This is a genomic window from Cellvibrio sp. 25HG11W-0 (assembly GCF_057815475.1).
Window position 1 is genome coordinate 622525 of sequence record NZ_CM174230.1, and the last position, 21649, is coordinate 644173.

17 protein-coding genes and 1 tRNA gene are annotated in these 21649 nt (G+C 47.3%); 8 read left to right on the forward strand and 10 right to left on the reverse strand.

What is annotated here, in order from left to right; all coding sequences use genetic code 11:
• The first annotated feature begins 22 nt into the window (after positions 1 to 22).
• Together AC0KUT_RS02775 and AC0KUT_RS02780 are read left to right on the forward strand one after the other, a co-directional pair.
• The gene (locus tag AC0KUT_RS02775; RefSeq protein WP_488833324.1) at positions 23 to 1309 is read left to right on the forward strand and encodes a hypothetical protein; all 1287 of its coding nucleotides are present in this window, start codon (positions 23 to 25) and stop codon (positions 1307 to 1309) included.
• Positions 1306 to 2280 (forward strand): phage integrase, encoded by a 975-nt coding sequence (locus tag AC0KUT_RS02780; protein WP_488833325.1) that lies wholly within the window; start codon positions 1306 to 1308, stop codon positions 2278 to 2280. Before AC0KUT_RS02775 ends, AC0KUT_RS02780 begins: the two co-directional genes overlap by 4 nt.
• Positions 2281 to 2541: 261 nt before the next feature.
• Here the strand turns inward: AC0KUT_RS02780 and AC0KUT_RS02785 are convergent.
• Together AC0KUT_RS02785 and AC0KUT_RS02790 are read right to left on the reverse strand one after the other, a co-directional pair.
• Positions 2542 to 2618 (reverse strand) — tRNA-Met (locus AC0KUT_RS02785).
• A gap of 39 nt (positions 2619 to 2657) precedes the next feature.
• Positions 2658 to 2795 (reverse strand): hypothetical protein, encoded by a 138-nt coding sequence (locus AC0KUT_RS02790; protein ID WP_488833327.1) that lies wholly within the window; start codon positions 2793 to 2795, stop codon positions 2658 to 2660.
• A 119-nt stretch (positions 2796 to 2914) separates the two neighbouring features.
• On the opposite strand from AC0KUT_RS02790, the gene aroA reads away from it, so the two are divergent.
• The 6 genes from aroA (at position 2915) to AC0KUT_RS02820 (ending at position 10154) form a co-directional block, all read left to right on the forward strand.
• A complete protein-coding gene (gene aroA / locus AC0KUT_RS02795; protein WP_488833329.1) occupies positions 2915 to 4204 on the forward strand; it encodes a 3-phosphoshikimate 1-carboxyvinyltransferase in 1290 nt (429 codons plus the stop codon).
• The gene (locus AC0KUT_RS02800) at positions 4204 to 4632 is read left to right on the forward strand and encodes an acyl-CoA thioesterase (protein WP_488833330.1); all 429 of its coding nucleotides are present in this window, start codon (positions 4204 to 4206) and stop codon (positions 4630 to 4632) included. Before aroA ends, AC0KUT_RS02800 begins: the two co-directional genes overlap by 1 nt.
• A 183-nt stretch (positions 4633 to 4815) precedes the next feature.
• Positions 4816 to 6303 carry a carboxypeptidase M32 gene (locus AC0KUT_RS02805; protein ID WP_488833331.1) on the forward strand — a complete coding sequence of 496 codons (1488 nt, stop codon included), beginning with the start codon at positions 4816 to 4818 and terminating at the stop codon, positions 6301 to 6303.
• A 52-nt stretch (positions 6304 to 6355) separates the two neighbouring features.
• Positions 6356 to 7723 (forward strand): molecular chaperone, encoded by a 1368-nt coding sequence (gene yegD, locus AC0KUT_RS02810; RefSeq protein WP_488833332.1) that lies wholly within the window; start codon positions 6356 to 6358, stop codon positions 7721 to 7723.
• A gap of 181 nt (positions 7724 to 7904) precedes the next feature.
• Positions 7905 to 9362 (forward strand): metallophosphoesterase family protein, encoded by a 1458-nt coding sequence (locus AC0KUT_RS02815; RefSeq protein ID WP_488833333.1) that lies wholly within the window; start codon positions 7905 to 7907, stop codon positions 9360 to 9362.
• A gap of 9 nt (positions 9363 to 9371) precedes the next feature.
• Positions 9372 to 10154 carry a hypothetical protein gene (locus AC0KUT_RS02820; RefSeq protein ID WP_488833334.1) on the forward strand — a complete coding sequence of 261 codons (783 nt, stop codon included), beginning with the start codon at positions 9372 to 9374 and terminating at the stop codon, positions 10152 to 10154.
• Positions 10155 to 10428: 274 nt separating this feature from the next.
• On the opposite strand, the gene AC0KUT_RS02825 is transcribed toward AC0KUT_RS02820, so the two are convergent.
• The 8 genes from AC0KUT_RS02825 to AC0KUT_RS02860 all read right to left on the reverse strand — a co-directional run bounded on the left by AC0KUT_RS02825 (position 10429) and on the right by AC0KUT_RS02860 (position 21596).
• Positions 10429 to 10863: a hypothetical protein gene (locus tag AC0KUT_RS02825; protein ID WP_488833335.1), complete on the reverse strand. Its 435-nt coding sequence runs from the start codon at positions 10861 to 10863 to the stop codon at positions 10429 to 10431.
• On the reverse strand, positions 10850 to 12577 hold the full coding sequence (locus AC0KUT_RS02830) for a hypothetical protein (protein WP_488833336.1): 1728 nt from the start codon (positions 12575 to 12577) through the stop codon (positions 10850 to 10852). Before AC0KUT_RS02830 ends, AC0KUT_RS02825 begins: the two co-directional genes overlap by 14 nt.
• Entirely contained in the window at positions 12567 to 13829 is a 1263-nt protein-coding gene (locus AC0KUT_RS02835; RefSeq protein ID WP_488833339.1) for a glycosyltransferase, read from the reverse strand. Before AC0KUT_RS02835 ends, AC0KUT_RS02830 begins: the two co-directional genes overlap by 11 nt.
• A gap of 454 nt (positions 13830 to 14283) precedes the next feature.
• Positions 14284 to 14547, reverse strand: coding sequence for a hypothetical protein (locus tag AC0KUT_RS02840; RefSeq protein ID WP_488833340.1), 264 nt, complete (start codon positions 14545 to 14547; stop codon positions 14284 to 14286).
• A 24-nt stretch (positions 14548 to 14571) separates the two neighbouring features.
• Entirely contained in the window at positions 14572 to 16686 is a 2115-nt protein-coding gene (locus tag AC0KUT_RS02845) for a peptidase domain-containing ABC transporter (RefSeq protein WP_488833342.1), read from the reverse strand.
• Positions 16686 to 17963: an HlyD family secretion protein gene (locus AC0KUT_RS02850; RefSeq protein WP_488833343.1), complete on the reverse strand. Its 1278-nt coding sequence runs from the start codon at positions 17961 to 17963 to the stop codon at positions 16686 to 16688. The genes AC0KUT_RS02845 and AC0KUT_RS02850 overlap by 1 nt, the downstream gene beginning before the upstream one ends.
• Before the next feature lie 350 nt (positions 17964 to 18313).
• Positions 18314 to 19741 (reverse strand): response regulator, encoded by a 1428-nt coding sequence (locus tag AC0KUT_RS02855; protein WP_488833344.1) that lies wholly within the window; start codon positions 19739 to 19741, stop codon positions 18314 to 18316.
• A gap of 139 nt (positions 19742 to 19880) precedes the next feature.
• The gene (locus tag AC0KUT_RS02860) at positions 19881 to 21596 is read right to left on the reverse strand and encodes a bifunctional protein-serine/threonine kinase/phosphatase (RefSeq protein WP_488833347.1); all 1716 of its coding nucleotides are present in this window, start codon (positions 21594 to 21596) and stop codon (positions 19881 to 19883) included.
• Positions 21597 to 21649: the final 53 nt, after the last annotated feature.

Here is a 21649-nt window from a genome sequence, read left to right on the forward strand (position 1 = left end):
GCTTTTTTAAGGAATCCGCACAATGCGTTATGAAAACAAGTTTTGGAATCGGCACGGTTCCCAATTTATAAACCAGTCTCAAACGGTTGATCTTTCCGGCTTAAAATATCTTCACTCCGGTGTCGATACGATTAAGCAGCTTTATAATTGCATCATCAAACCTGATGTATTGAAGCTCGTTCAGTCTGCCTATGACTCTACGGCGCAATACATGACTATCGGCGATATCGATTGGCTCCTGACGCGCTCTAGTAAGTCCTCGGGCTATCAGTTCATTTTGAAAAATCTTGATCTTGGCTTTGTTGTGCTGCTGAAGTCTTTTTATGCTGAAGAGGATTTAAGCGGTTCTCACTTAAAGATTGAATGTACGCCTCAATTAATTTCTCAGCATTCGCCTAGCTCGCTCACTGCTGAAATTAACGCTATAGCTTCTCTCTTCTGTTTACAGCTCGTTCCTTCTGGGGTGTCTTGTCATATTGCTGTCGATGTAAAAGGCTTTCAGGTGCCTGCAGATTTGGAATCTCGGTTAGTGGCTAAGGCTAAGCGTCAATACAGATTTAATTCGATCTCTGAGGCTCAATTGCAGCTTAACGAAACTGCAGTGATCTATGGGGCGGGGCAGTCTTATACCTTTGGCTCTGCGGGTGCTTTGCAGTTTTGTATTTACGATAAAACGGCTGAGGCTTTGAAGTCTGACAAGCTGGATTTCTGGTCGGGTATTTGGTCTAAGGTTCCTTCTTCAGATTTTAACGGTGACTTTTCCAATCTTGATTCCATGTCTGAATATTCCACTGTGGATACGGTTCACCGGATTGAGGCTCGTTTTCATCACTCGGTTGTAAATCAATTTTGTTGGGGCACTAAAGCTGCTGATGGAAAAAATATTGTTATTAAAACCTATGCTGATTTGGCGCCTCACCTTACCGCGCTTTGGCAGTACGCGTTAAATAACTTTAGGCTGCAGCACTCCACCAGCTATATCGACCCTGTGTGGCAAGCTCTGATCGAAGATGTCGAGTTTTTTTGTCCGGTGCCTGATCTTGATTATCGTCGTCAACCTAAGCCGCCTTCTCAAAATACCCGTCGCAATGTTGCTTTCTGGCTGGGTAATCAGATCCGGCTCTATGCTCGCAAGCGTTATACCGCTGATTTCGTCGTTTCTAAAATTCTTTCTTGTGGTCTAGAAGCTGAGCTTTCTGATTATTTCAGTGTTCGGCTTTTTGGTGAATCTGATTTACTTGCTGAAGTTTTGCATCACTTCGTTTCTGAAAAAATGCGTTTACTAACTCTTGGCGGTGTTGCTGCATGATTAAGCGTTTGTCTAATGGTCGCTATCGTTTAGATTTTTATCCTGCGGGTTCTTCTGGCCCTCGTATTGTCCGTGTCCGCGCTACTAAACAAGAACTAAAAATCTTGCAGGCTAAGTATGAGCTTGATTATCAGGCCGCACCTGATCGCTTTACGGTTGATCGTCGGCGTTTATCTGACTTAGTGAACCTTTGGTATTCGGTGCATGGTGCTACGCTTCGTGATGCAAAATATCGCCTTTCTCGCACGCTCGCTATTTGTGAGGCTTTGGGTGATCCTGCGGTTGATAAGTTTTCGGCTGCGTTGTTTTCTCGCTATCGTGAAAAGCGTTTAACTGAGGTTTCTGTTTCTACGGTCAATCATGAAACTCGTTATCTTCGGGCTGTTTTTGCTGAGCTTATTCGCCTGGAGCAATTTCACGGTGCTAATCCTCTCGCTAACATTCGCACTTTTGCGGAGCGTGAAAGGGAGCTGTCTTTTCTCTCTGTCGAACAAATACCTTTGCTCTTGGCTGAGTGCGATAAATCTACCAATAATCACTGTGGGGCGGTTGCGCGGTTGTGTCTGGCTACGGGTGCCCGTTGGAGTGAGGCAAACAATCTTTCGCCTGCCAATTTGCTCGCTGATCGCGTGATTTACTCGGACACTAAAAACGGTCGTGTGCGTGTGGTGCCGCTTAAACCTGAGTTGGTCTTGCAGCTTCGTGCGGTGGCTTTTCCGGTGGGTTCTCGTTTGTTTACAAGCTGTAAGGGGGCTTTTAGGAAAGCTGTCGAACGCTCCGGTATTGTCTTGCCTGATGGTCAACTTACCCACGTTCTCCGGCATACCTTCGCAAGTCATTTCTTGATCAATGGTGGGGATATTCTCGCCCTGCAAAGAGTTCTCGGTCACTCTGACCTGAAAGTCACTATGCGTTATGCTCACTTGGCCCCTGACTACATGGCAAAAGTTCGCGACCTTTCCCCCATTTGATTTTTATTGCTGATGTGGGCGTCCGGTTAGGACGTAAGGGCGCGTGAGCGCGGGTAGTGTGGTCAACAACGCAACACGGTGTTTCCGGCTCTGGTGGTCTATCGCGTTTTGTCCACACGGCAAAGGGTGGCAATCACCTATCACGGGTGTGCACTCAAGCTGCTTTTACTTCGGGGATTTGTTTTTAAGAGAAGTTGGTAAGTTTTTGGTAAGTCATAAAAAAAGGTTTGCAAGCGCTAACCTGCAAACCCTTTCTAAATATGGTAGCTAGAGGCGGACTTGAACCGCCGACCCCAGCATTATGAGTGCTGTGCTCTAACCAGCTGAGCTATCTAGCCATAAAGAGGCGCGCATTTTGGCGATAGTGGTGTGTAATGTCAACCCTGAAAGTGCGCTTTCGTGATAATTACATGGCGAGTATTGCCTTTCGGGGCTGAGTTTTCCTGCGCTTTCGCGCTTGAGTGGGGTAATAGCGCAGCATCTTGCTGAATGTCGGTTAATTCGCTCGCTTTCATGTAATCCTGCGGTCTTTCCGTATATTATGCGCACTTTCTTTTTTCGCGTTCAGCTCGATAGGAGTGCTTTTGGTGCTTCTTATGCGGGGAATGCTCTCGTTGATTTAAGTAGGTCTGTCATGGAATTTCTTGATTTGCAGCCAGTCACTCAAGCTAACGGCTTGGTGCACTTACCCGGTTCCAAAAGTATCTCTAATCGCACGCTTTTGTTGGCGGCCTTGGCTCAAGGCACCACGGAGATTCGCGATTTACTGAAGTCCGATGATACCGATCGCATGCTGGAGGCTTTGGCTTCGCTTGGGGTGTCGGTGACACAGATCGGTGAGAATGATTACCGCGTAGTAGGCACTGGCGGCAATTTTCCGGGCAAGGAAGCCGATTTGTACCTAGGCAATGCAGGTACTGCGTTTCGGCCGCTTACTGCGGCCCTGGCGTTGAGTGGCGGCACCTATAAGCTGCACGGGGTAGCGCGCATGCATGAGCGCCCCATTGGCGACTTGGTGGATGCACTGCGCCAAATCGGCGCGGATATTACCTATTTGGGCGAGGAAGGTTTTCCACCGCTATTGATTAAGCCCGCGACAATTGCGGCGCAGGGTGTGATTAATATTCGCGGTGATGTATCCAGTCAGTTCTTAACCGCATTATTGATGGCCTTGCCCATGACCGGCAAGGAGACACAAATTCAATTGGTGAGTGAGCTTATTTCTAAGCCCTACATTGAAATCACCTTGAAGCTCATGGCGCAGTTCGGTGTGAATGTCACCCGTTCTGGCTGGGAGTCCTTCACCGTGCCGGCAGCGGCGGGTTATAGCGCACCGGGCAAAATATATGTGGAAGGCGATGCGTCTTCGGCGTCTTACTTTTTGGCGGCGGGCGCACTGGGTGGCGGCCCCTTGCGTGTACAAGGCGTGGGCGTTAGCAGTATTCAAGGCGATGTGGCATTTGCAGAAGCGCTGGAAGCCATAGGCGTAACCATTACGCGCGGCGACAATTGGATTGAGGCTTCTGCACCTAATGGCTTGCCGCTTAAGGCTTTTGATCGCGATTTTAATCACATTCCCGATGCGGCTATGACGCTGGCAGTAGTGGCCTTGTTTTGCGATGGTCCTTCACGCTTGACCAATATTGCGAGTTGGCGTGTAAAGGAAACGGATCGTATTGCGGCTATGGCGACTGAGTTACGCAAGCTTGGCGCGATTGTGGAGGAGGGCGAGGATTGGTTGAAGATCACGCCCGTTGCTACTTTGGTGCCTAATGCCGCTATAGATACTTATGACGATCATCGCATGGCGATGTGTTTCTCATTGGCGACGTTTGGTGGTGTACCTGTGCGCATTAATGATCCCAAGTGTACTGCTAAGACGTTCCCTACTTATTTTGATGTATTCGGCGCGGTTGTAAGTTAATGGATAAGGTTACTGTTCAAGGTGCATTTCAGGTTGATTTCAAAGTGCGCGACTACGAATGCGATATGCAAGGTATAGTCAATAACAGTGTGTACCAAAATTATTTGGAACATGCGCGCCACGAATTTTTGTTATCGAACAATATTAATTTCGCAGAGCTAGCACGCCAAAAAATTAATTTGGTGGTGCTGCGCGCAGAGTTGGATTATAAAGCTCCCCTGACAAGCGGCGACGCATTTTTTGTAGAAGTGGTCTTGGCCAAAGCATCGCGCGTGCGCTTTGATTTTTTACAAAAAGTAATTCGCAAGTCAGATGGCAAACTAATGCTTGAGGCAAAAGTGACCGGCACGTCGGTTAATGAGCGCGGCCGCCCTTTTGTGCCTGATGTGATTGCCAACTTGATGGAGTCGATCCCTGAGGCTCATTAGTTTTTGGGTAGGTTAAATTAACGATCGGCAGCATCAAAAAAGTAATTCAATGTTTACAATAAACCGCATGGGTGTTTAGTTAAGATTCTCGTAGATTAGTGCGCGAGAATAGAGTCTAACGCTAGTGCGGTTTTTTATTTTCAGTACAATTTACATCATGCATTTTTTATCAGGAGTTCGGCTATGTCTTACGCACAGTTACATAAGCACTTTTTAAAAATTGCACATTTGAATCATCTTTCTGCAATCTGTAATTGGGATCAGGCCGCTATGATGCCATCAGGTGGCAATGAGGCGCGCAGCGCAGCGCTGGCCGAGCTTTCGGTGTTGATCCATCAGCAGACGACTGCTGGGCAATTGGCTGGATGGATAGAATCGGCAGAGAAAGAGGCTTTGAGAGTAGAAGAGCAAACGAGCCTTGCGGCAATGAAACGCCGTTGGCAGCAGGCCAATCAGTTGCCCGAGACTTTGGTGTTGGCGCAGTCGCTCGCCACCTCAACCTGCGAACATGCATGGCGCGAACAGCGCAAAAAGAATGATTGGGAATCATTTAAACCTAACCTCGTTAAGGTGGTAGAGCTGGCGCGTGAGGAGGCGAGTATCCGTGCGGCAGCATCAGGTGTGAGTCGCTATGACGCCATGCTTGAACTTTATGAGCCAGGTATTAATTGCGCACAATTAGATGAATTATTTGGTGATGTAAAAACTTGGTTGCCTGACTATATTCAGCGTGCGGAACAATTGCAGACGGCAAAAAATATCATTACGCCCACAGGTCCTTTTTCAATAGAACAGCAAAAAGCCTTGGGCGAGGCAGCGATGAAATTGTTGGGGTTTGATTTTGAGCATGGCCGCTTAGATGTGAGCAATCATCCTTTTTGTGGCGGTGTACCTAGCGATGTGCGCATTACGACACGCTATGATGAGGCGGATTTCATGAAAGCCTTGTTAGGTGTGATCCATGAAACGGGCCATGCGCGCTATGAACAAAATTTACCTAAAGCCTGGACGGGGTTGCCTGTGGCCGAGGCGCGCTCAACGGGTATTCACGAAAGCCAAAGCTTGTTATTTGAAATGCAGCTGGCGCGCTCTCCAGAATTCACACAGTTGTTGGCGCCCTTGGCCGCGAAAATATTACAGCGCGAGGATGATCCCGCATTCACCACGGATAACCTCTACCAATTTAATACCCGTGTAAAACGCGGTTACATTCGCGTGAATGCGGATGAGCTAAGCTACCCAGCCCATGTTATTTTGCGCTATGAAATTGAACGCGCCCTAATTGATGGCGAGATTGAGGTGGATGATATTCCGGCCCTCTGGAATGAAAAAATGCAGGCCTATTTAGGCTTGTCTACTGAAGGCAATTATAGCGATGGTTGCATGCAGGATATTCATTGGGCGTTGGGGCTTTTTGGTTATTTTCCATCTTATACCTTGGGCGCACTCTATGCGGCGCAAGAGTTTTCGGCGGCTAAGCGTGCAATCCCCACATTTGATGGAAAAATTGCAGCGGGCGATTTAGAGGAGCTGTTTGCGTGGCTCAATACCCATATTTGGTCAAAGGGTAGTTTTTTAGCCACTCAAGATCTGATGACGGCGGCTACTGGTGAGCCATTAAATGCGCAGTATTTTAAGCGGCATGTTGAACAGCGTTATTTATCTTTGTAATCGTTACTTTCCTCCTTCGGGTAAGTGACGCGATTTTTTGGAAGCATGATGTATGTTTGTGGGATTTGATTACGGTACCTCTAACTGTGCCGTCTCTTGGGTTGATCAGGGTAAGGCGGCATTGATTCCGCTCTATGCGGATAATGCATTTGTACCTTCTACCTTGTATGCAGTAGAGCGTTCTTTTATCGCCGATTATGTTGCGCAACATCTGACGGATGCCAACGAGCGTGTTACCTATGGACAAAGTCGCGCGGCATTATTGTCCAAGGCGCGCGCGGATAAAATAGAGCATGAGCTGGTGTCGGCAAGCGAGGGTTTATTTTTCGGTGCTGAAGCTATAGCTCACTATATAGACGCGCCTAGTGAAGGTTACTTTATAAAATCGCCCAAATCGTTTTTGGGCGCGAGTGGTTTGCGCCAGCAGTCGATTGATTTCTTTGAAGACCTAGTCGCCGCTATGATGCTCAACGTTAAGGCGCGCGCCGAGCAACATCTGGGGCGGGATATTACTCAGGCAGTGATTGGGCGCCCTGTTAACTTTCAGGGTATCAATGCTGAGGAGAGTAATCGTCAAGCGCAAGAGATTTTGTTGGCGGCGGCAACGCGTGTTGGTTTTCGCAATGTTGAGTTTCTCTTTGAGCCGTTGGCCGCTGGCTTCGATTTCGAAACGCGCCTGCGTGAAAATAAACGGGTGTTGGTGGTGGACGTGGGCGGTGGTACTACTGACTGCTCTATGGTACTCATGGGGCCTGCACATATTAAGCAGCTCAGCCGCGCGCAGGATTTTCTCGGTCACACCGGTGAGCGAATTGGCGGCAATGATTTTGATATTCAGTGTGCGCAACAATTATTTATGCCCGAGTTCGGCATGCTTTCGCCGTTGAAATCAGGTTTGCCTATGCCACTTATGCCTTTTGTGAATGGCGTGGCGGTGAATGACTTAGGCGCACAAACCGAATTTTATGATTTAAAAACCCAGCTGCTGCTGGAACGTTTAAGCCGTGATACCACTGAACCTGCGTTACTGAAGCGCTTTAGCGCTATGCGTACAGCAAAACAAAATTTTGCAGTAGTGCGTTTGGCCGAAGATACCAAAATTGCACTGTCGTCTGCAGCGAGTGTGGCGGCCGATTTAGGTTTTATTGAAACTGATTTTAGTATTCATTGCAGTGCAGAGCGTTTTGCTGTGGCGAGCGATATGCTTTTGCAGAAAATCACGACGCTGATTGCAGATGCTATGAACCAAGCCGGTACCACGCCCGATTTGGTGTATCTCACTGGCGGCAGCGCGAAATCGCCTTTGATTCAACAGGCCATTCGCAGGCTCTTGGGTGAAGAAATTCCGCTGGTTGATGGCGATCACTTTGGCAGTGTGGCGACAGGGCTTGGCGTTTGGGCACAGCGTGTTTTTGCGTAGTGTTTTTTCTAGCGTAACATTAAGTGTTGCATCTCAGGTGCAGCATGGGGTTGGCAAGCAAATTTATAGCGCTATAGGGTTTTAGGATTAATAGAGTTTTTATTAATCGCTCTCGTTATGAATGGCTCGCGGCTACATGGGTTATAGTGTTCGCAATGCTTTGCTATTAAGGAGAAATCGTGTGCAGCTTTTTGCGTACAATCCAATTGGTCGGCCCCATGAGTTATTGATTTGGGTCGGGATTTTGGGCGAGGCGGTGCCGCCTACTGTAACTTTTGAAATCGCACAGCAAACAGTAGCGGCGCAATTAGTGGCGCCCGGTTTTGAACCTTTGGGCGATGAAGTTGAGGATTGTTATAGTCGCCCGTTGAATCAGCGTGCACTTTTTTGTTTGGCGTGGCCTGCAACCGCCGAGCGTTTTACTGTTGTGGTGCGCGCTGCAGCGGAAGTGGTGACTCTCACAACTAAGCGGCCACCGTCGCAGCTTCCAGCGAAACATCTTCCCAGTTTTAATCTATTGCTCTCTTCTTGTTACTACCAGCCCAATGACAAGGCGCAAGCCTTAAGTAGTGTGATCGGCACTATAAAACCCGCGCCTGACTTTACGCTTTTGGCGGGTGATCAGGTTTACCTCGATTTACCTTCCCTGCAAAACCTGCCTACCCAAACTCAAAAGCTCGCGCAAACCTTAGGTAAAAAGTATCAAGCCAATTGGTTTTCTAAGGATATGCAACAGCCTGGCTTGGCTGACATATTGCGTCACGGCCCCGTGCTGTGCATTCCCGACGACCACGAGTTTTGGAATAACTTTCCAGTGTTTCAGGCGCAGTTGGAAAATACTCACTATAAAAAAGACCGTGATAACTGGCGCGCCATTGCCAATCGTTTATATGAGCGCTACCAGCGCTCCCCCGCCCAAGTGCCCGGTTTTTTTCGACAGGATATAGCACCCTTAAGCATGCTGTTTCTTGATAGTCGCACCGAGCGCGATGCCGAGGGCCGACAAATGTTTAGCGCAGCGACTATGGTTGCGCTGGTTGAGTGGCAGCAGGATTTATTAAGTCGCAAGCAGCAGGGCTTGGCAGCAGTAGGTTTACTTAGTTCGGGGCAGGCGCTCTTAATGGAAAAGCCAGGGCGCTGGGATCGTCACGTCGCGGATATGGAAATGGTGAACTATGATGATTTTGCACCACTGCAGAAAATAATAGCAGAGTTGTTTGCGGCAGAAATTCCAGTTCTTTATATCACGGGTGATGTGCACTGGGGGCGGGTGGTAGAAGGTAAAAATCAGCGTGGTCAAACACTTTTTTACGAGGTCATAGCATCGCCATCGCGGTTATTAGATACCCTCGGTAGCGATCAACTTAATAATGTTAAAAATAATTTGCGTGGGCTGTTTGGTCAACCAAAGCCTTTTCCTATGCACCCCGATGCGCAGCCCGTCGATCAATTAAAATTTGCCAACTTGCGATTGACTATTTGTCATCGCCAACAAGGTGATCATGTCGCACTCTTGCGTTTTAATGCCATTCCTGGCGGCGTGGAGTTCTATGTGGATTATATTTGTACCGATGCCAATGATAAGAAACGGCGTGAATTTACGCTGTCCTGTGGCCCCTATAGCCTAAAGAGTCTGTGAGGAAGGATTATGATTAAGCAAACACTGTCAAATCAGGTTTTTGTCGACCGCGATGTAAAACGTTTGGAGCGTATTAAGCGCGAGCCCAATTTGCAATGGCTGGCGCGCGCGCTGAGTGATTTTGCAATAGTAGATTTAACGCAGTGGAGTTTTGTGGTGCTCGCGGGTGCAAAGGATGTTGCCGCCTTTCGTATTCGGGTTGCACAGTCACATCTGCGGCGCGATATGCTGCCCTCCTATTGGTCTGACTGCGCACTCTTAAAAGTGGAAGAGCGTGGTTTGGACGGCAAAAATTTTGAAGGCGCGAGCCTGTTTAACTTGCCGCTCTTGCAACCTGCAACAGCCAGCTATGCGCCGCGCCGCAACGGTCTAGTCGAATTGCCTTTAAAAAAATTGCAAACCCAAAAAGATATTCCGAACTTGGCATTGTTAGCGATTCCAGTCGCTCAGGCAAAAATTCTTGCCGCACTTAAGGAGTATCAAGATGCGCGGGTAAGCTACGATGCTGTGGAAAATATATTGCCTTGGCTGGCTTATGTGTGGGGCGCGGGCAATGCCAATAACCCATTGATGCAGTCTATAGGTTTTCCCTCGGCGATGATGTTAAGTCAACTCTATGGTGCACAGGGTTTTGATTTGGCGCCTGGTGTTAATCAGGGCCTGTCATCGCCGGAGGCGTTTTGGAGTGGTGTTAATCATTGGCAAGCGTTTTACAGTAAAACCCAAGACAATGGTTTGTTGCCCAAGGCGAGATTTGTTATCGATCATATGTATGATATTGATGAAGCGTAAATGATGTTGGGTTTATCTTTCGGTTGATAGTCAGGTGTTGGCGCGATAGCCGCCTTTTTAAAGAAAAGAGACAGGCACACCCAGCGCAGCTATCTGTAGTTTTTTTGGGAGCTATTGATTGATATATTAAGGTACATGTGAGTTGGCTGATTTCACATTCAGGCTTTATTGATAGGGAGAGGATATTACTTGATAGGTTCATTTTGGACGAAAACTTATGTAGGGGGTTAAGAATCGGTAACCCTCATTTAGTTGCTGATGCACCGCATCTAAGCTATTCGATATCTAATTTAAGAGTCTTCATTGAACCCTTGTTGTTATAGAAAGCACTTAATTTTCCTTTTTTTACATAGGCAATTAAACGGTATTGTTTAAGCTGAGGAAGCAATAGGGCCATAGATTTTTTGAAGTTATTTTTTCTGAAAAAGCCATCAAGTATAAACAATATTTTTCCTTCGCTATATTCATAGGGCCGTAAAACATGCTCGGGGTTAGCGACAAGCAACTTTAATGTAAATTTTGAAATTTTTGCGAAAGCAATGCTGGCCAAGGGCTCGTCCTTTTCCGTTTTAGCCATTATTATCTGCCGGTGTTTACTGGCCTCCAGCAAATGTCGTAGCTGGCTAGCATCAATTCCGGACTCATTCATCGCGCGAAGTGCTATTGCCTCATTTAATAGATCTGCGCCTTGCTGCTCAACAAAATACATTTTTCACTCCGTTAAAGCTGTTTTTAGCATCCCCATCTAAGAAGGCAAAAAGGCGTCTTAAATAGGGGTAAAAATTATAATTCTGTACGGTATAGTCATTCTTATTAATATCTATAATGTACCTCAATACACGAATGTCTCTAGTGCAATTTTCGAACCCGTCTTTGTTACGATAGTGAAACTCATCTGCTGCATTGCTATACTCTATAGTCACTCCATTACCAGAAAATATTGTGCAGTATTCAGAAAATAAATTTTCGTATATCCAGCCAGCGGTATGGTCATGTTCACTAATAATTTCAGCCGTCCGGTCAATATGACCAGCCGCACAAAAATCATCGACTGAACCGCTAATATGGGTTATAAAAAAATAGCTGCTAAGAATGGCTCTCTTTATGGTCTGTATGGCAAACGTTTTATTGAAGCTTTGCAAATTTTGATCTTGCCAGTTTAGGGAATGCTCAATAATATTGATTAACGAGATAAGGTCATCGATAAATTCAGCTAAGAATCCTGTAGTTTTATCTGTTTTGCAATTATGCAATATGGAATAAAAGCTCGCAGTCAGGATGTCATTGATGAAATCAGCTGCATTTGCGCTAGGGGCGGCGCTAGTTTTTGTAAGAGATCCTGTAGACAACAATGAAAGCATGATTGATGCTACCTTCCCCCACTCTTGAGTGCTGGAAAACTTGGTAGACATTTCCCGGTCTAGTCCGAATATAAATCCCATATTGACACAGGCATACTGGTTAAACTTGTTTTCATAAAGCTTTAAAAAATATTCTTCAACAGGCTTATCCGGTAGGAATTTATTGACTAAATAGAACCATTCTTTTGCCACTTGAGCCGGTATAGAAGGCTCCTCGAAGTAGCAAGTAACCTGCCCATAATTACTGCCAGACACAATAAAACTACACAGCGCCGTATCCAGCACGCGACCATCCATACCGATATTGGAAGGAGTCAATGCATTGTGAGATAATCTCGCCATCCTAAAAAAGGACAGCTGGTCTGCACACTTATCTAAAAAATGCTGTATCAGTGTATAAAACTCTGTGAGCAACCCCTGCTTGCCGATACTTTTATATATGCCAAGTACCCGAGAGTAATCTGATCGCATGAGCTTGCGATACTCAGGTTTAAGCCTAAAGTTAAAACAGGGCAAAAAGTGGCTCGGCCTTGCCACCAGCTCTCTTACCATAAGCACACTGGGCGCCTTAGTATCATTATGTAGGGCAGAGGTCTCGTCTAGTAAAATCAAGCCAGTGATTTCTTGCACCCCAACGGGAGATATTTTATTTAGCAATCTCGAATAGATGATCTCCTTTACTGCTCCCTGTATATCCAGCCCACCATAGGAGTGGGACTTTAGTGCTCCCTCTCCAGCCAATGCGTTGGCCCCGACTCCCTTTATTTGAGCGTTATTAGAATTAACAACTCTGGCACCACCACCATTTGTACCTATACCAAACCCGCCATAGCGTTCTGCAAACATCGTTTGTATGATGCCCGAGTGGCTTGTTGAATCGTCAGTAAAGAAATTGTTTTTCGTCACCCATGAGTAAGCATCTACAAACTGCTCATCTGACATCTCGTTACTTTCATTGGCCGACTCACTGCCAGATTTATTTCGCCACAACAAACGCGTACCCGAAACTTTATTTACTTCAACGGGAAGGTGATTAAAGGCAGCGGCTAATTCAATTAACATAACTATAATCCTTATTTTTTAGCGACAGGAGAAACTCCGCTGAGGATTCAGTTGCATCCACTGTGAGCGACTGGTACTCCTTCACTTTTTTTCTCAAACTGTCCGATAACATGAGATCTTCAACAACATTCCTTATTTCATCCACTGAGTCGTTTAAGAAGTTTACAGAATTGCTAATACCCAATTGCCAAAGCAAAAAAGCATTATCAGGCTGATCAAAGGTGTAGGGCGATACAATTTGTGGCACGCCAGCAGCAAGTGCTTGCGCGCATGTACCTATGCCGCCATGGTGGATAACCAGCGCTGATCGAGCAAACAGATAACTAAAAGAAACCGAAGAGAGGGTTAATACAGGGCACTCGCCGTTTTCTATAAATCTATTCTTTTGCGAGTGTGCAACAAATACGCCCGGCCTGCCAACTACACGACAGAGATGCCTGATTTTATCAATTAACAAACTGGTCACGGGAATTCCAGTACCGAAGGTAAAAACCAGAGGGGAGCCGTACTGATTTATAAATTCATCTAGCTGGGTATCGTTGTGATTGTCTTGGGTGTCCCCTAAAATAAAACCGGTATTGATCAATTGTTTAGGCCAGTCTCCAGGGTTCGGCTTAAACCAATCAGGAAATAAAGCTAACACCGAAGGACTAGATTCAATCCCAGGCAGCTCCTGAAGCGCCCACTCTGATAATCCGAGTTCTTTTCGCACTGGATTTATTAATGGTCTGATCAGTTTATCAAAGCTATCCTTTTTCACTTTTTTTCGGATTTGCGGTAATATTTCACCCCACAGATTCTCCTCAACCTGCCTACGAATGGGATAGGATGGACTCAGCAAGGAACCAATCGTAGATGGGGCAAGCACTAGCAGGCAGGACTTTAGACCAAATTCCTCTGCCGCCATCCGAGCACCAGACAAAGGATCTTGATAAACAATCAGAGGGCGATGCCCCTGTTCAACTATTTTTTGGATAAGCTTGAAAGTAGGCTTGATAGCTGGAAAATGAAATTCACTGTAGTGGTTTTGAGCGTGATGAGTCGACCAAGTTAGAGGATTACTATAGGTTTTTTCATAGGCGGCTTTGGATGAGACTGGCAAACACTCAACCCCCATCTGGTTTGCAAGGGGTGCAAATTTTTCGTTGCTAATAAAAGCTGTTCTGGCTCCTTTTGCATTTAACGATGCGGCTAGTTTGATAAATGGGAGCGCATCTCCTGTTGTGCCGAGAGAATAAAGTAAATAGTCCATAGGTTTTAAAAGCTAATTAACTGAAGTATGACAAAAATAAATGGGTGCCTAGTCCGACAGTACCACCAAAACGGAGCCGTCGATTGCATATCGAACTCTTGCAAATTACCCATCACCCACCATCGATTGATTATCTATAAAGAGCACTCGTTTGCGCCTCTTGAAATTCACAAACATCTACCATTGCTAAATAATTTATCGGTGTTTAACTGGGGGATGAAAGCAACAACAACCGCTGTAACAAAACGGTCGAAAAATATGACCAATTTTCTTACCAAGAGATGTGTTCATGTAGCCCCTAAGCCTAACCTAATTGGGAAAAATAGAGTGCCAATGAGCGCACTCTATTTTTCCCACCTACATCCAGATAGTGGCAAGCCGCCTGATATGTTTTTCACCTATCACTCGTTTGCAGTATCCAGATATTTGGTGGTTTTACCCATGGAAAAATTGATTAGGCATAGGCGGTACCGCCACCTTGTATAGTTTGACCACTAGTAGAAACATAACTATAAGAATAAGTAACCTTATTGGAATTGTTTTGGGTAACACCATTTGTAGTGATTGCCGTAACAGAGTAATAGCTAGAGTAGTGCGACAAAATACTATCATTTGCACTTGCCACCCCTGTTCCGCCAGAAATGATTTCCAGCTCATCAACAGAAATTTCATCAAAGTTAAATTGGCTGTAGTTTTTATCCAAAGCAAAAGTTTTCATACAATAATTTCCTGATTATTTAAGTTAAAGTGATATCTGCCGTCCTGCAGATTTGACCGTTTCCGGTCTGTGCGCCACCAACACTCTGGTTATGGCAAGTGCCTTGATGTGGTTATTCACCAAGGATTCATTTGCCACATCCAGATGGCTGGTGGCTTCATCCATGAATAGGATACGTGGTGCGCGGTAGAGCGCGCGCGCCAATACAATTCTTTGCTTTTGGCCGCCACTGAGGCTATTGCCCATATCACCCACGAGAGTGTTGTACTGCATGGGCATTTTGGAAACCTCATCGTGAATGCAGGCCATTTGGGCGCACTGAACAATGCGCTCAAAGTCAATTTGCGGCTCAAAGCAGGCAATATTGTCAGCGATGGAGCCTGCTAACAGCTGATCGTCTTGCATAACACCGGCAATTTGGCTGCGGTATTCACGCACTTGTTTGATGGGGCGGTCGTCAATTAGGATTTCGCCTTCCGTGGGTTTCAATAACCCCATAAGACATTTAAGTAGCGTGGTTTTACCACAGCCGCTGGGGCCGGTGATGGCGACAGTTTCACCTGGCTCTATGGTAAAATTCAGGTTTTGGAAGGACGGCCCCTCGGTTTCGCCATACTGAAAGCTGAGGTTGCGCACCTCAATTTTTCCGATCAGCGGTTGCGTAGATAATTGGCCCAAGAGCAGCTCATCCTGTTCTTCTGTCTCGGTGAAGACCATGTCAGATAAGCGGTCCAGATGCAGCCCCAACATTTTGAGCTCAATCCATGTAGCGATTAAGGTATCCATAGATCCCACAAAGCGGTTTTTGTAGCTGAGAAAAGCGTAGAGCATACCCACTGAAAATAGGTTGCCCATAACCGCGCTAGCAGCAAAGTAAATCACCAATAAATTTTCAAAACCAAACAGCAAACGATTGATAGTGTCGTAACCGATATTCCAGCGCGCAATCTTAATACCTTGGTTAATGGTGTCTGCCAAACGATTTTGCCATTGACCTTGGCGGTCGCTCTCACGCTGAAACAATTTGATGGTTTGAATCGCGCGTACAGATTCCATAAAGTGGGAGTCGTGCTTGGCCTGGGCAATAATCTGCTCTTCGGTCAGCAGCCTTAAGGGTCTGTACAGCGCTAGGCGCAGGGCGGCATAAAGCAGCACCACAAAAATCACTATCAAAGTGAGCTTGATGCTGTAAAAGAACATTACCGCGAGAGTTATGATGGCCATAATCCCATCCACTACTGCCGCTACCAGGCTGGTAGTAAGCAGGTCTCGCACATTTTGCAAAGAGCCAAAACGCGAGACTACATCGCCCATGTGGCGGGTAGAAAAGTAGCTCATTGGCAGGCGGATCAGATGACGAAACAGGTTTGCCGCCATCTGTATATTCAGGCGGCTAGATAAATAGAGCATGACCCACTGCCGCAACACATGAGTACCAGTTTCAATTAATAGCAATAGCGCAAAGCCCATCGCCAGAACCAGTAGCAGGTTGTCATCGTTTCTGAGAATTACGTCATCGACCACCGTTTGCATATAGAAAGGGCTAATAGTGGCAAACACTTGCAACAAAAGTGATAGCAAAAGTATTTGTACCAGGCTGCGCTTTAAGCCAGTAATACGCGACCAAAAGTGACGAAACCCCAGGCGCTTTCGCGTGTCGGCCACTTCAAAATTGTTCGTAGGAGTTAGCTCCAGCGCAATACCCGTGAAATGCTTGTCGAATTCTTCTTTGGTTAAGACTCGCTCACCACTGGCGGGATCATGAATAATCGCTTTGCGACTTTTTACCGCTTTGAGTACGACAAAGTGACTTAGATCCCAATGGAGTATGCAGGGCAACTGAAGCCCACCCACTGAATCCGAATCCAGTTTTAATGGGCGGGCGGCCAGATGCAAGCGCGCAGCCATATCAATGAGGCTTTTAAGGTTGGTGCCATGACTAGAGACCTGAATCCGTTGCCTGAGATGTGCGAGGTCGGTTTCATAACCGTGAAAACTAGCAATCATCGCCAAGCAGGCCAATCCGCATTCAGCCGCTTCGGTTTGATGAATCACTGGCAGGCGGCGAGCGCCACTAAAATTGAGTAGCTGATCTGGTCGTGTTACTTTTTGCCGTGCGCTTTGTTCCGATGACAACATTACAGGCGCCCTCTCAAGCTGTAGATGGGTTCTAATAGCCATTGCCATAGACGGCGCTCGGACAGCTCCACATCTGCAGTTAAGGTCATACCAGATCGTAGGGGGATTGTTTGACCATAGGCGCTTACGCCTTGCTCATTGACACGCGCCTCAACGAGATACACAGGTTCTTGCAGCTTGACCGGAGTGTTTAGCAGTTCGCCTGGTAATAGCGGCGTTTTTGCAACACTTACAATTTCACCCTGATAAATGCCAAATTTTTGGTAGGAAAAGGCGTCATAGCGAATATCTAAACGTTGCCCAGGTGCAATAAACCCTGCAGCCCGCACTGGCACTAACAAATGCGCTACAAGAGGGCTGGCACTATCGGCCAGCGTTAACAGAGGCACCGAGCTTGTCGATGAGACAAATTGCCCTTCGCGAGCCTGCAGGTTATTTACGATACCGGCGCGCGTGGCGGTGATGACATGAGAGCGTTGACCTTGCAGCTGTGCAATTTGCTGCGCAAGTTCACTTAGCCGCGATTGTAATTGGTCTAGGTTGTTGGCTGCGTCCTGGGGAAGCAATTGAAGATCGGTGCGCCGCTGAGATAGTAAATCGCGCTGATTGCCGATCTCCAGTAGCAGTCCTTGCCTATCGCTGCGTACAGATAGTTCTTGCGAGCGCACATTGTCGAATTCCATGCGCGATATATATCCAGCCTCAACCTTGGTGCTGTAGCGTTTTAGTTGGTTTTTTATCAGAGTGTGGCGAGCATCCAGCGTAGTCAGCTGTTCGTTCATCAAGCCTAGGTTGTGCTCGATAGACTCAATCTGCCGTTGCAGGCTGCCCTCGCGCTGCTGTTGCGCCGGACCTGCACGCTCTATTTGCTCCGTGAGCAAGCTGCGCTGGCTTTCAAACTCTTCTAACAGGCGACCTTCAAGTTTATCGCCATCCGCTAGGGTTTTGTCACCGTTGATAATGATTAAAGGCTGGTTTGCTACGACTTTATCGCCTTCTTTGACGAGGATTTGTTTTATTTGACCAGATGTTTCAGGGTACAGGCGAACCACACCGGCGGGAGATTCAAGCCACCCCACCACAGTTTCTTTGCGTGCATAGGTGCTAGTGGAAAGCCATATAGCTACAGCCACTAACCAAGCGAGTAAAAGGGCAATTAACACGGAGTGGCGCACACGCGGCAGGAGCAGAACATCGCCGTGTAAACGGTCTGTTTTCTGCTCTGTCACCTGGGTTCGAAAAAGTGGTGTTTTAGGCGGAGAAACTGAACTATTCATCGATTCCTATGGCGCTGATTGCGCAAACATCTTCCTGAAAGCACCTACCATGGCGCAAATCGAGCTTATTGAACTTTATTGCCTAAAACTATAACTCATACTTGAAATGAAGAAAAGAGATATAAAGACTTTTTATTTGTGCTACTCATCTATAGGCTTGTTTGTTGTCAACATAAAATGCATATAGTTTAAGGGTGGTTTGTACTTCATGAAGGGCTTATTTTCTCTCGGTTCAAGCTCGATATTGATTTGCCTATATTAATATTCACCCAATAATTAGTTTCACCACATTTATTCGGTTGGCTATTTACTTTGGTGCTGATTGGTGATGGTCGGTTGATTGCTCGTAATTAATAGCCGCTGCCAGACTCCAAACGCAGTTCGATATAGTTGTTGCGCTGTGCTACTTCGTTCCATTTCTGGGCTTCTAGTGTAGGCAGGCGCTCTGGGTAGGTTTCTTCACCCTGTTTGGCGCTAACAATTATATTGACCACTTTAACTTGGCCGCGGCTGAGGTTGTTAAAGGCGGAATTGAGTTCGCGGCTGTAGTCCTGCATGACTTGCTCCATACCGTACATTTCGCTGGAGAGCATGCAATCACCGAGGGTTGCTCCTTCGGCGGGTAATTGTGTTTGGCCGAAACTGTTGATGCCGATACAGTAGTTTCCTACATAGACATCGACCCAAGCGCTGCCGCGAAAACCGTTGCTAATTAAGCGATTGAGCAATTCGTAAATGCGAATAACTGCCTTGGGATCTATGGTGTTTTGATTGAAGCTGAGGCTGCCACTTTGGTTGAATGCCCAAGCAATATCAGCGAGATAGGCGTCATCCGCATATTTTTGTTCGAGTAAATCATTTTGCTTTGTGGCGTTAACCAGTGCAGGTGAGGGCATGTCTGGTTCGCTTTTGAGTTCGCGCGCGATAGAGCTTATTTGTTTGCCCAAAATCATTTGCTGTTCTTGGGTGTCGTCAATACTGGTGGCGATTTTTGCGAGGAAAAATAGAACGCAGAGCGTGGCTAGAACTACCAGTAGTTTCCCCGTCCATGACCAGAAACCGCTTGATTCACTTTCCGTTGGGGGCAACTCTACGTTTTCTGTTGCTGGTGCGTTGAGTTTAGGGGCTGCTTGAGCTGCGATAATATCGCTGAACTCTTGCTTCATTGATTGGCGCAAACCTTGAAGTTCACGCACCACCCGTGAGGTGATGAAGCGACGATTGTCTTCGAGGGTGTGCTCTAAGTGGCTGAGGCGTAACTCAAGATTGCGCGCTTGTTCAACGCTTGCAGTTGAGGCTGTGCGCCGCTCAATTTTAAAGGCTTCCATATCGCTAGCTTGATTGGCGGCGGCGACAAATTCTGCAGACTCAATGGGCGGTGGTGACTCAGGCTCTTCTGCTATAGGGTAAATATGAATTGCGGCCATTACCTTGGATAGGTCGGCGGCATTGATGGTATCTTTGCTGACTACGTCCAGTGCGCCTAAAGCGCGTGCTTGGCCGGTGTATACATCGCCGCTGCGGGAGGTGTACATAATCACGGGGATCATCGCAGTTTCAGGGTGAGATTTAATAATTTGCAGGGCGCGAAAGCCATCCATGCCGGGCATGAGATGATCCATAAACACGACGTCGGGGGCATTGCTGGCAAGATAACGCAGTGCTGCTTCGCCGGAGTCGACTATGTCGATAGCGAGATTAAACGGGCGCAACATTTTTTTGAGGCGATATTGTGCGGTGCTGGAGTCGTCGACGATGAGAGCGCGTTTATTCGACATGGTTTCGGTTCCGTGAGTGTTCGTTATTTGTGCAGGTTACCAGAAAACCGATAAAATCACGCCAACGTAAATCACAGCTTTACTATATGTTTTAGGAATAAGCGCTCTAGCGCTGTGCTGGCTGCAAAAAACTCTTGCCCTAGTGGGAAAGATAAACCGCTAGAGCGCAGAGCCAGCCGCTGAGTGCGAGAAATTTCCATAGGCTGTCTGGGTGCCTCTCTAGCAATGGCTGAGCGCGCGGGCTGAGCCAGTTGGGGTTAGGGCGCTTTAGGTCTTGCAGCCACTCTGAGAGCGCCTCGTAGCGGCCATGAGGGTGAATGCTTAGGGCTTTTTCAAGGGCTTTGTCGAGCCAGTAGGGTACCAGCGGATTGTGCTTCATGGCAGAGATGTATTTGAGCCGCTGAAAACTTTTTAAATCCATCGCTTTGCCGTAGCCGCTGCCATAGGGCAGCTTGCCGGTGAGCATTTCGTAGAGTAATACCGCCAGCGAAAACTGATCGGACGCGGGGCTAATTTTGCCACCGTAGCGATATTCTGGGGCTGAATAGTCCAAGGTTCCCAATATCAGGTCGCGGGTGAAGGGGGTGCCTGCCTCAGCGATATTGGCGACCCAGCAAGAGCCAAAGTCTACGATCATAGGGCCTTTGGCGCTGATGACGATATTGTCGGGCTTTATGTCTTGGTGCAGGGTTTCTTTGCGATGAAAGGCGCGTATGCCGCGAATTAATCCCTCGGTTAATTCCACCGCATCGCCAATACCTAGCAGGCCGCGTTCCTTTAACAGTTGCGTGAGTGTGGGACCTTTGATGTATTCCGTTAGGTAGTAGAGGCAAGAGCGCGATTCTGTTGCCGCTATGACCCGCACCACGCCGGGGCTTTGAATGCGCGCGCCGATCCATGCCTCCATCACAAAGCGCTCTATGTAGGCTTTGTCATCTTGAAAAATCACCGAAGGTGTTTTCATCACCAGTAGATTTTTGCGCTCATCTTCGACCAAATAAACTTGGCTGCGCGTCGATTCGTGCATGATTTTTTTTACGCGCAAGCCATCGAGTGTTTGCTCCGGCGAGAGTATCGGGGGGAAGGGCAGGCGCGATAGTACCTGCACCGCATCGTCTTGCCCCGCGGTGCCCAGCTGCTCGACGACCAATGCTTGAATGCTGAGGTTGTCTTGGCTTTGATGGCTGAGTGCCTGTGTCAGTGCGGCATCGACTAAGCCATCGAGATTGTCTTGGTGCGCTTGAATCAGCGCTTTAAATTCTGCGGGCGGAATGGCTTCGTGTATACCGTCGCTGGATAAAATAAACATATCGCCGCGCTGTAATTCCACGTTGTGCATATCGACATCGAGATAGGGGTCGGCGCCCATGGCGCGGCTCAAATGAGTGGTGTGGCGGTCGATGCGCTGGGTGTGGTCGCGGGTGATTTGCTCAAGGCTGCCGTCGCGCAGACGGTAAACGCGGGTGTCACCCACGTGAAAAATAAACGCGGTATCGCCTTTTAAAATGAGCGCAGAAAATGTGGTCAGATAGCCCTCGCCATAAATAGAGTTTTGGCTGCGCCCCCAGAGGCTGGCGTTAAGGGATTGAATAACGCGAATGGCCGATTGCTGGGTGCGCCAAGTATCTGGTGTAGCGTAATAATCGCTGAGGAAACCGGTAATGGCTGTTTGACTTGCTTCGCGTGCGGCTTTACTGCTGCTCACACCGTCGGCAATGGCAATGGCAATACCTTTAATGGTGAGCGTATTGCCTTCCGGCAGGCGTGCGCCGAGGGTGTCTTGATTTTCTGGTTTGCGTCCCGCTTCACTTTTTTGGGCGAAACGAATCTGTAATTGTGATTGCAAATGTTCCATAAATTAAGGCACTTTTTAATGAGCAAGACGAAGGCATGAGCCGAGTGCAAGTC

Excerpts from the sequence above, each read along its gene's own strand:
- AC0KUT_RS02850 (WP_488833343.1), bottom strand. The coding sequence starts at position 17,963 with ATGAATAGTTCAGTTTCTCCGCCTAAAACACCACTTTTTCGAACCCAG.
- aroA (WP_488833329.1), top strand. The coding sequence starts at position 2,915 with ATGGAATTTCTTGATTTGCAGCCAGTCACTCAAGCTAACGGCTTGGTG.
- yegD (WP_488833332.1), top strand. The coding sequence starts at position 6,356 with ATGTTTGTGGGATTTGATTACGGTACCTCTAACTGTGCCGTCTCTTGG.
- AC0KUT_RS02830 (WP_488833336.1), bottom strand. The coding sequence starts at position 12,577 with ATGTTAATTGAATTAGCCGCTGCCTTTAATCACCTTCCCGTTGAAGTA.
- AC0KUT_RS02800 (WP_488833330.1), top strand. The coding sequence starts at position 4,204 with ATGGATAAGGTTACTGTTCAAGGTGCATTTCAGGTTGATTTCAAAGTG.
- AC0KUT_RS02820 (WP_488833334.1), top strand. The coding sequence starts at position 9,372 with ATGATTAAGCAAACACTGTCAAATCAGGTTTTTGTCGACCGCGATGTA.
- AC0KUT_RS02775 (WP_488833324.1), top strand. The coding sequence starts at position 23 with ATGCGTTATGAAAACAAGTTTTGGAATCGGCACGGTTCCCAATTTATA.
- AC0KUT_RS02840 (WP_488833340.1), bottom strand. The coding sequence starts at position 14,547 with ATGAAAACTTTTGCTTTGGATAAAAACTACAGCCAATTTAACTTTGAT.
- AC0KUT_RS02805 (WP_488833331.1), top strand. The coding sequence starts at position 4,816 with ATGTCTTACGCACAGTTACATAAGCACTTTTTAAAAATTGCACATTTG.
- AC0KUT_RS02860 (WP_488833347.1), bottom strand. The coding sequence starts at position 21,596 with ATGGAACATTTGCAATCACAATTACAGATTCGTTTCGCCCAAAAAAGT.
- AC0KUT_RS02780 (WP_488833325.1), top strand. The coding sequence starts at position 1,306 with ATGATTAAGCGTTTGTCTAATGGTCGCTATCGTTTAGATTTTTATCCT.
- AC0KUT_RS02835 (WP_488833339.1), bottom strand. The coding sequence starts at position 13,829 with ATGGACTATTTACTTTATTCTCTCGGCACAACAGGAGATGCGCTCCCA.
- AC0KUT_RS02845 (WP_488833342.1), bottom strand. The coding sequence starts at position 16,686 with ATGTTGTCATCGGAACAAAGCGCACGGCAAAAAGTAACACGACCAGAT.
- AC0KUT_RS02825 (WP_488833335.1), bottom strand. The coding sequence starts at position 10,863 with ATGTATTTTGTTGAGCAGCAAGGCGCAGATCTATTAAATGAGGCAATA.
- AC0KUT_RS02855 (WP_488833344.1), bottom strand. The coding sequence starts at position 19,741 with ATGTCGAATAAACGCGCTCTCATCGTCGACGACTCCAGCACCGCACAA.
- AC0KUT_RS02790 (WP_488833327.1), bottom strand. The coding sequence starts at position 2,795 with ATGAAAGCGAGCGAATTAACCGACATTCAGCAAGATGCTGCGCTATTA.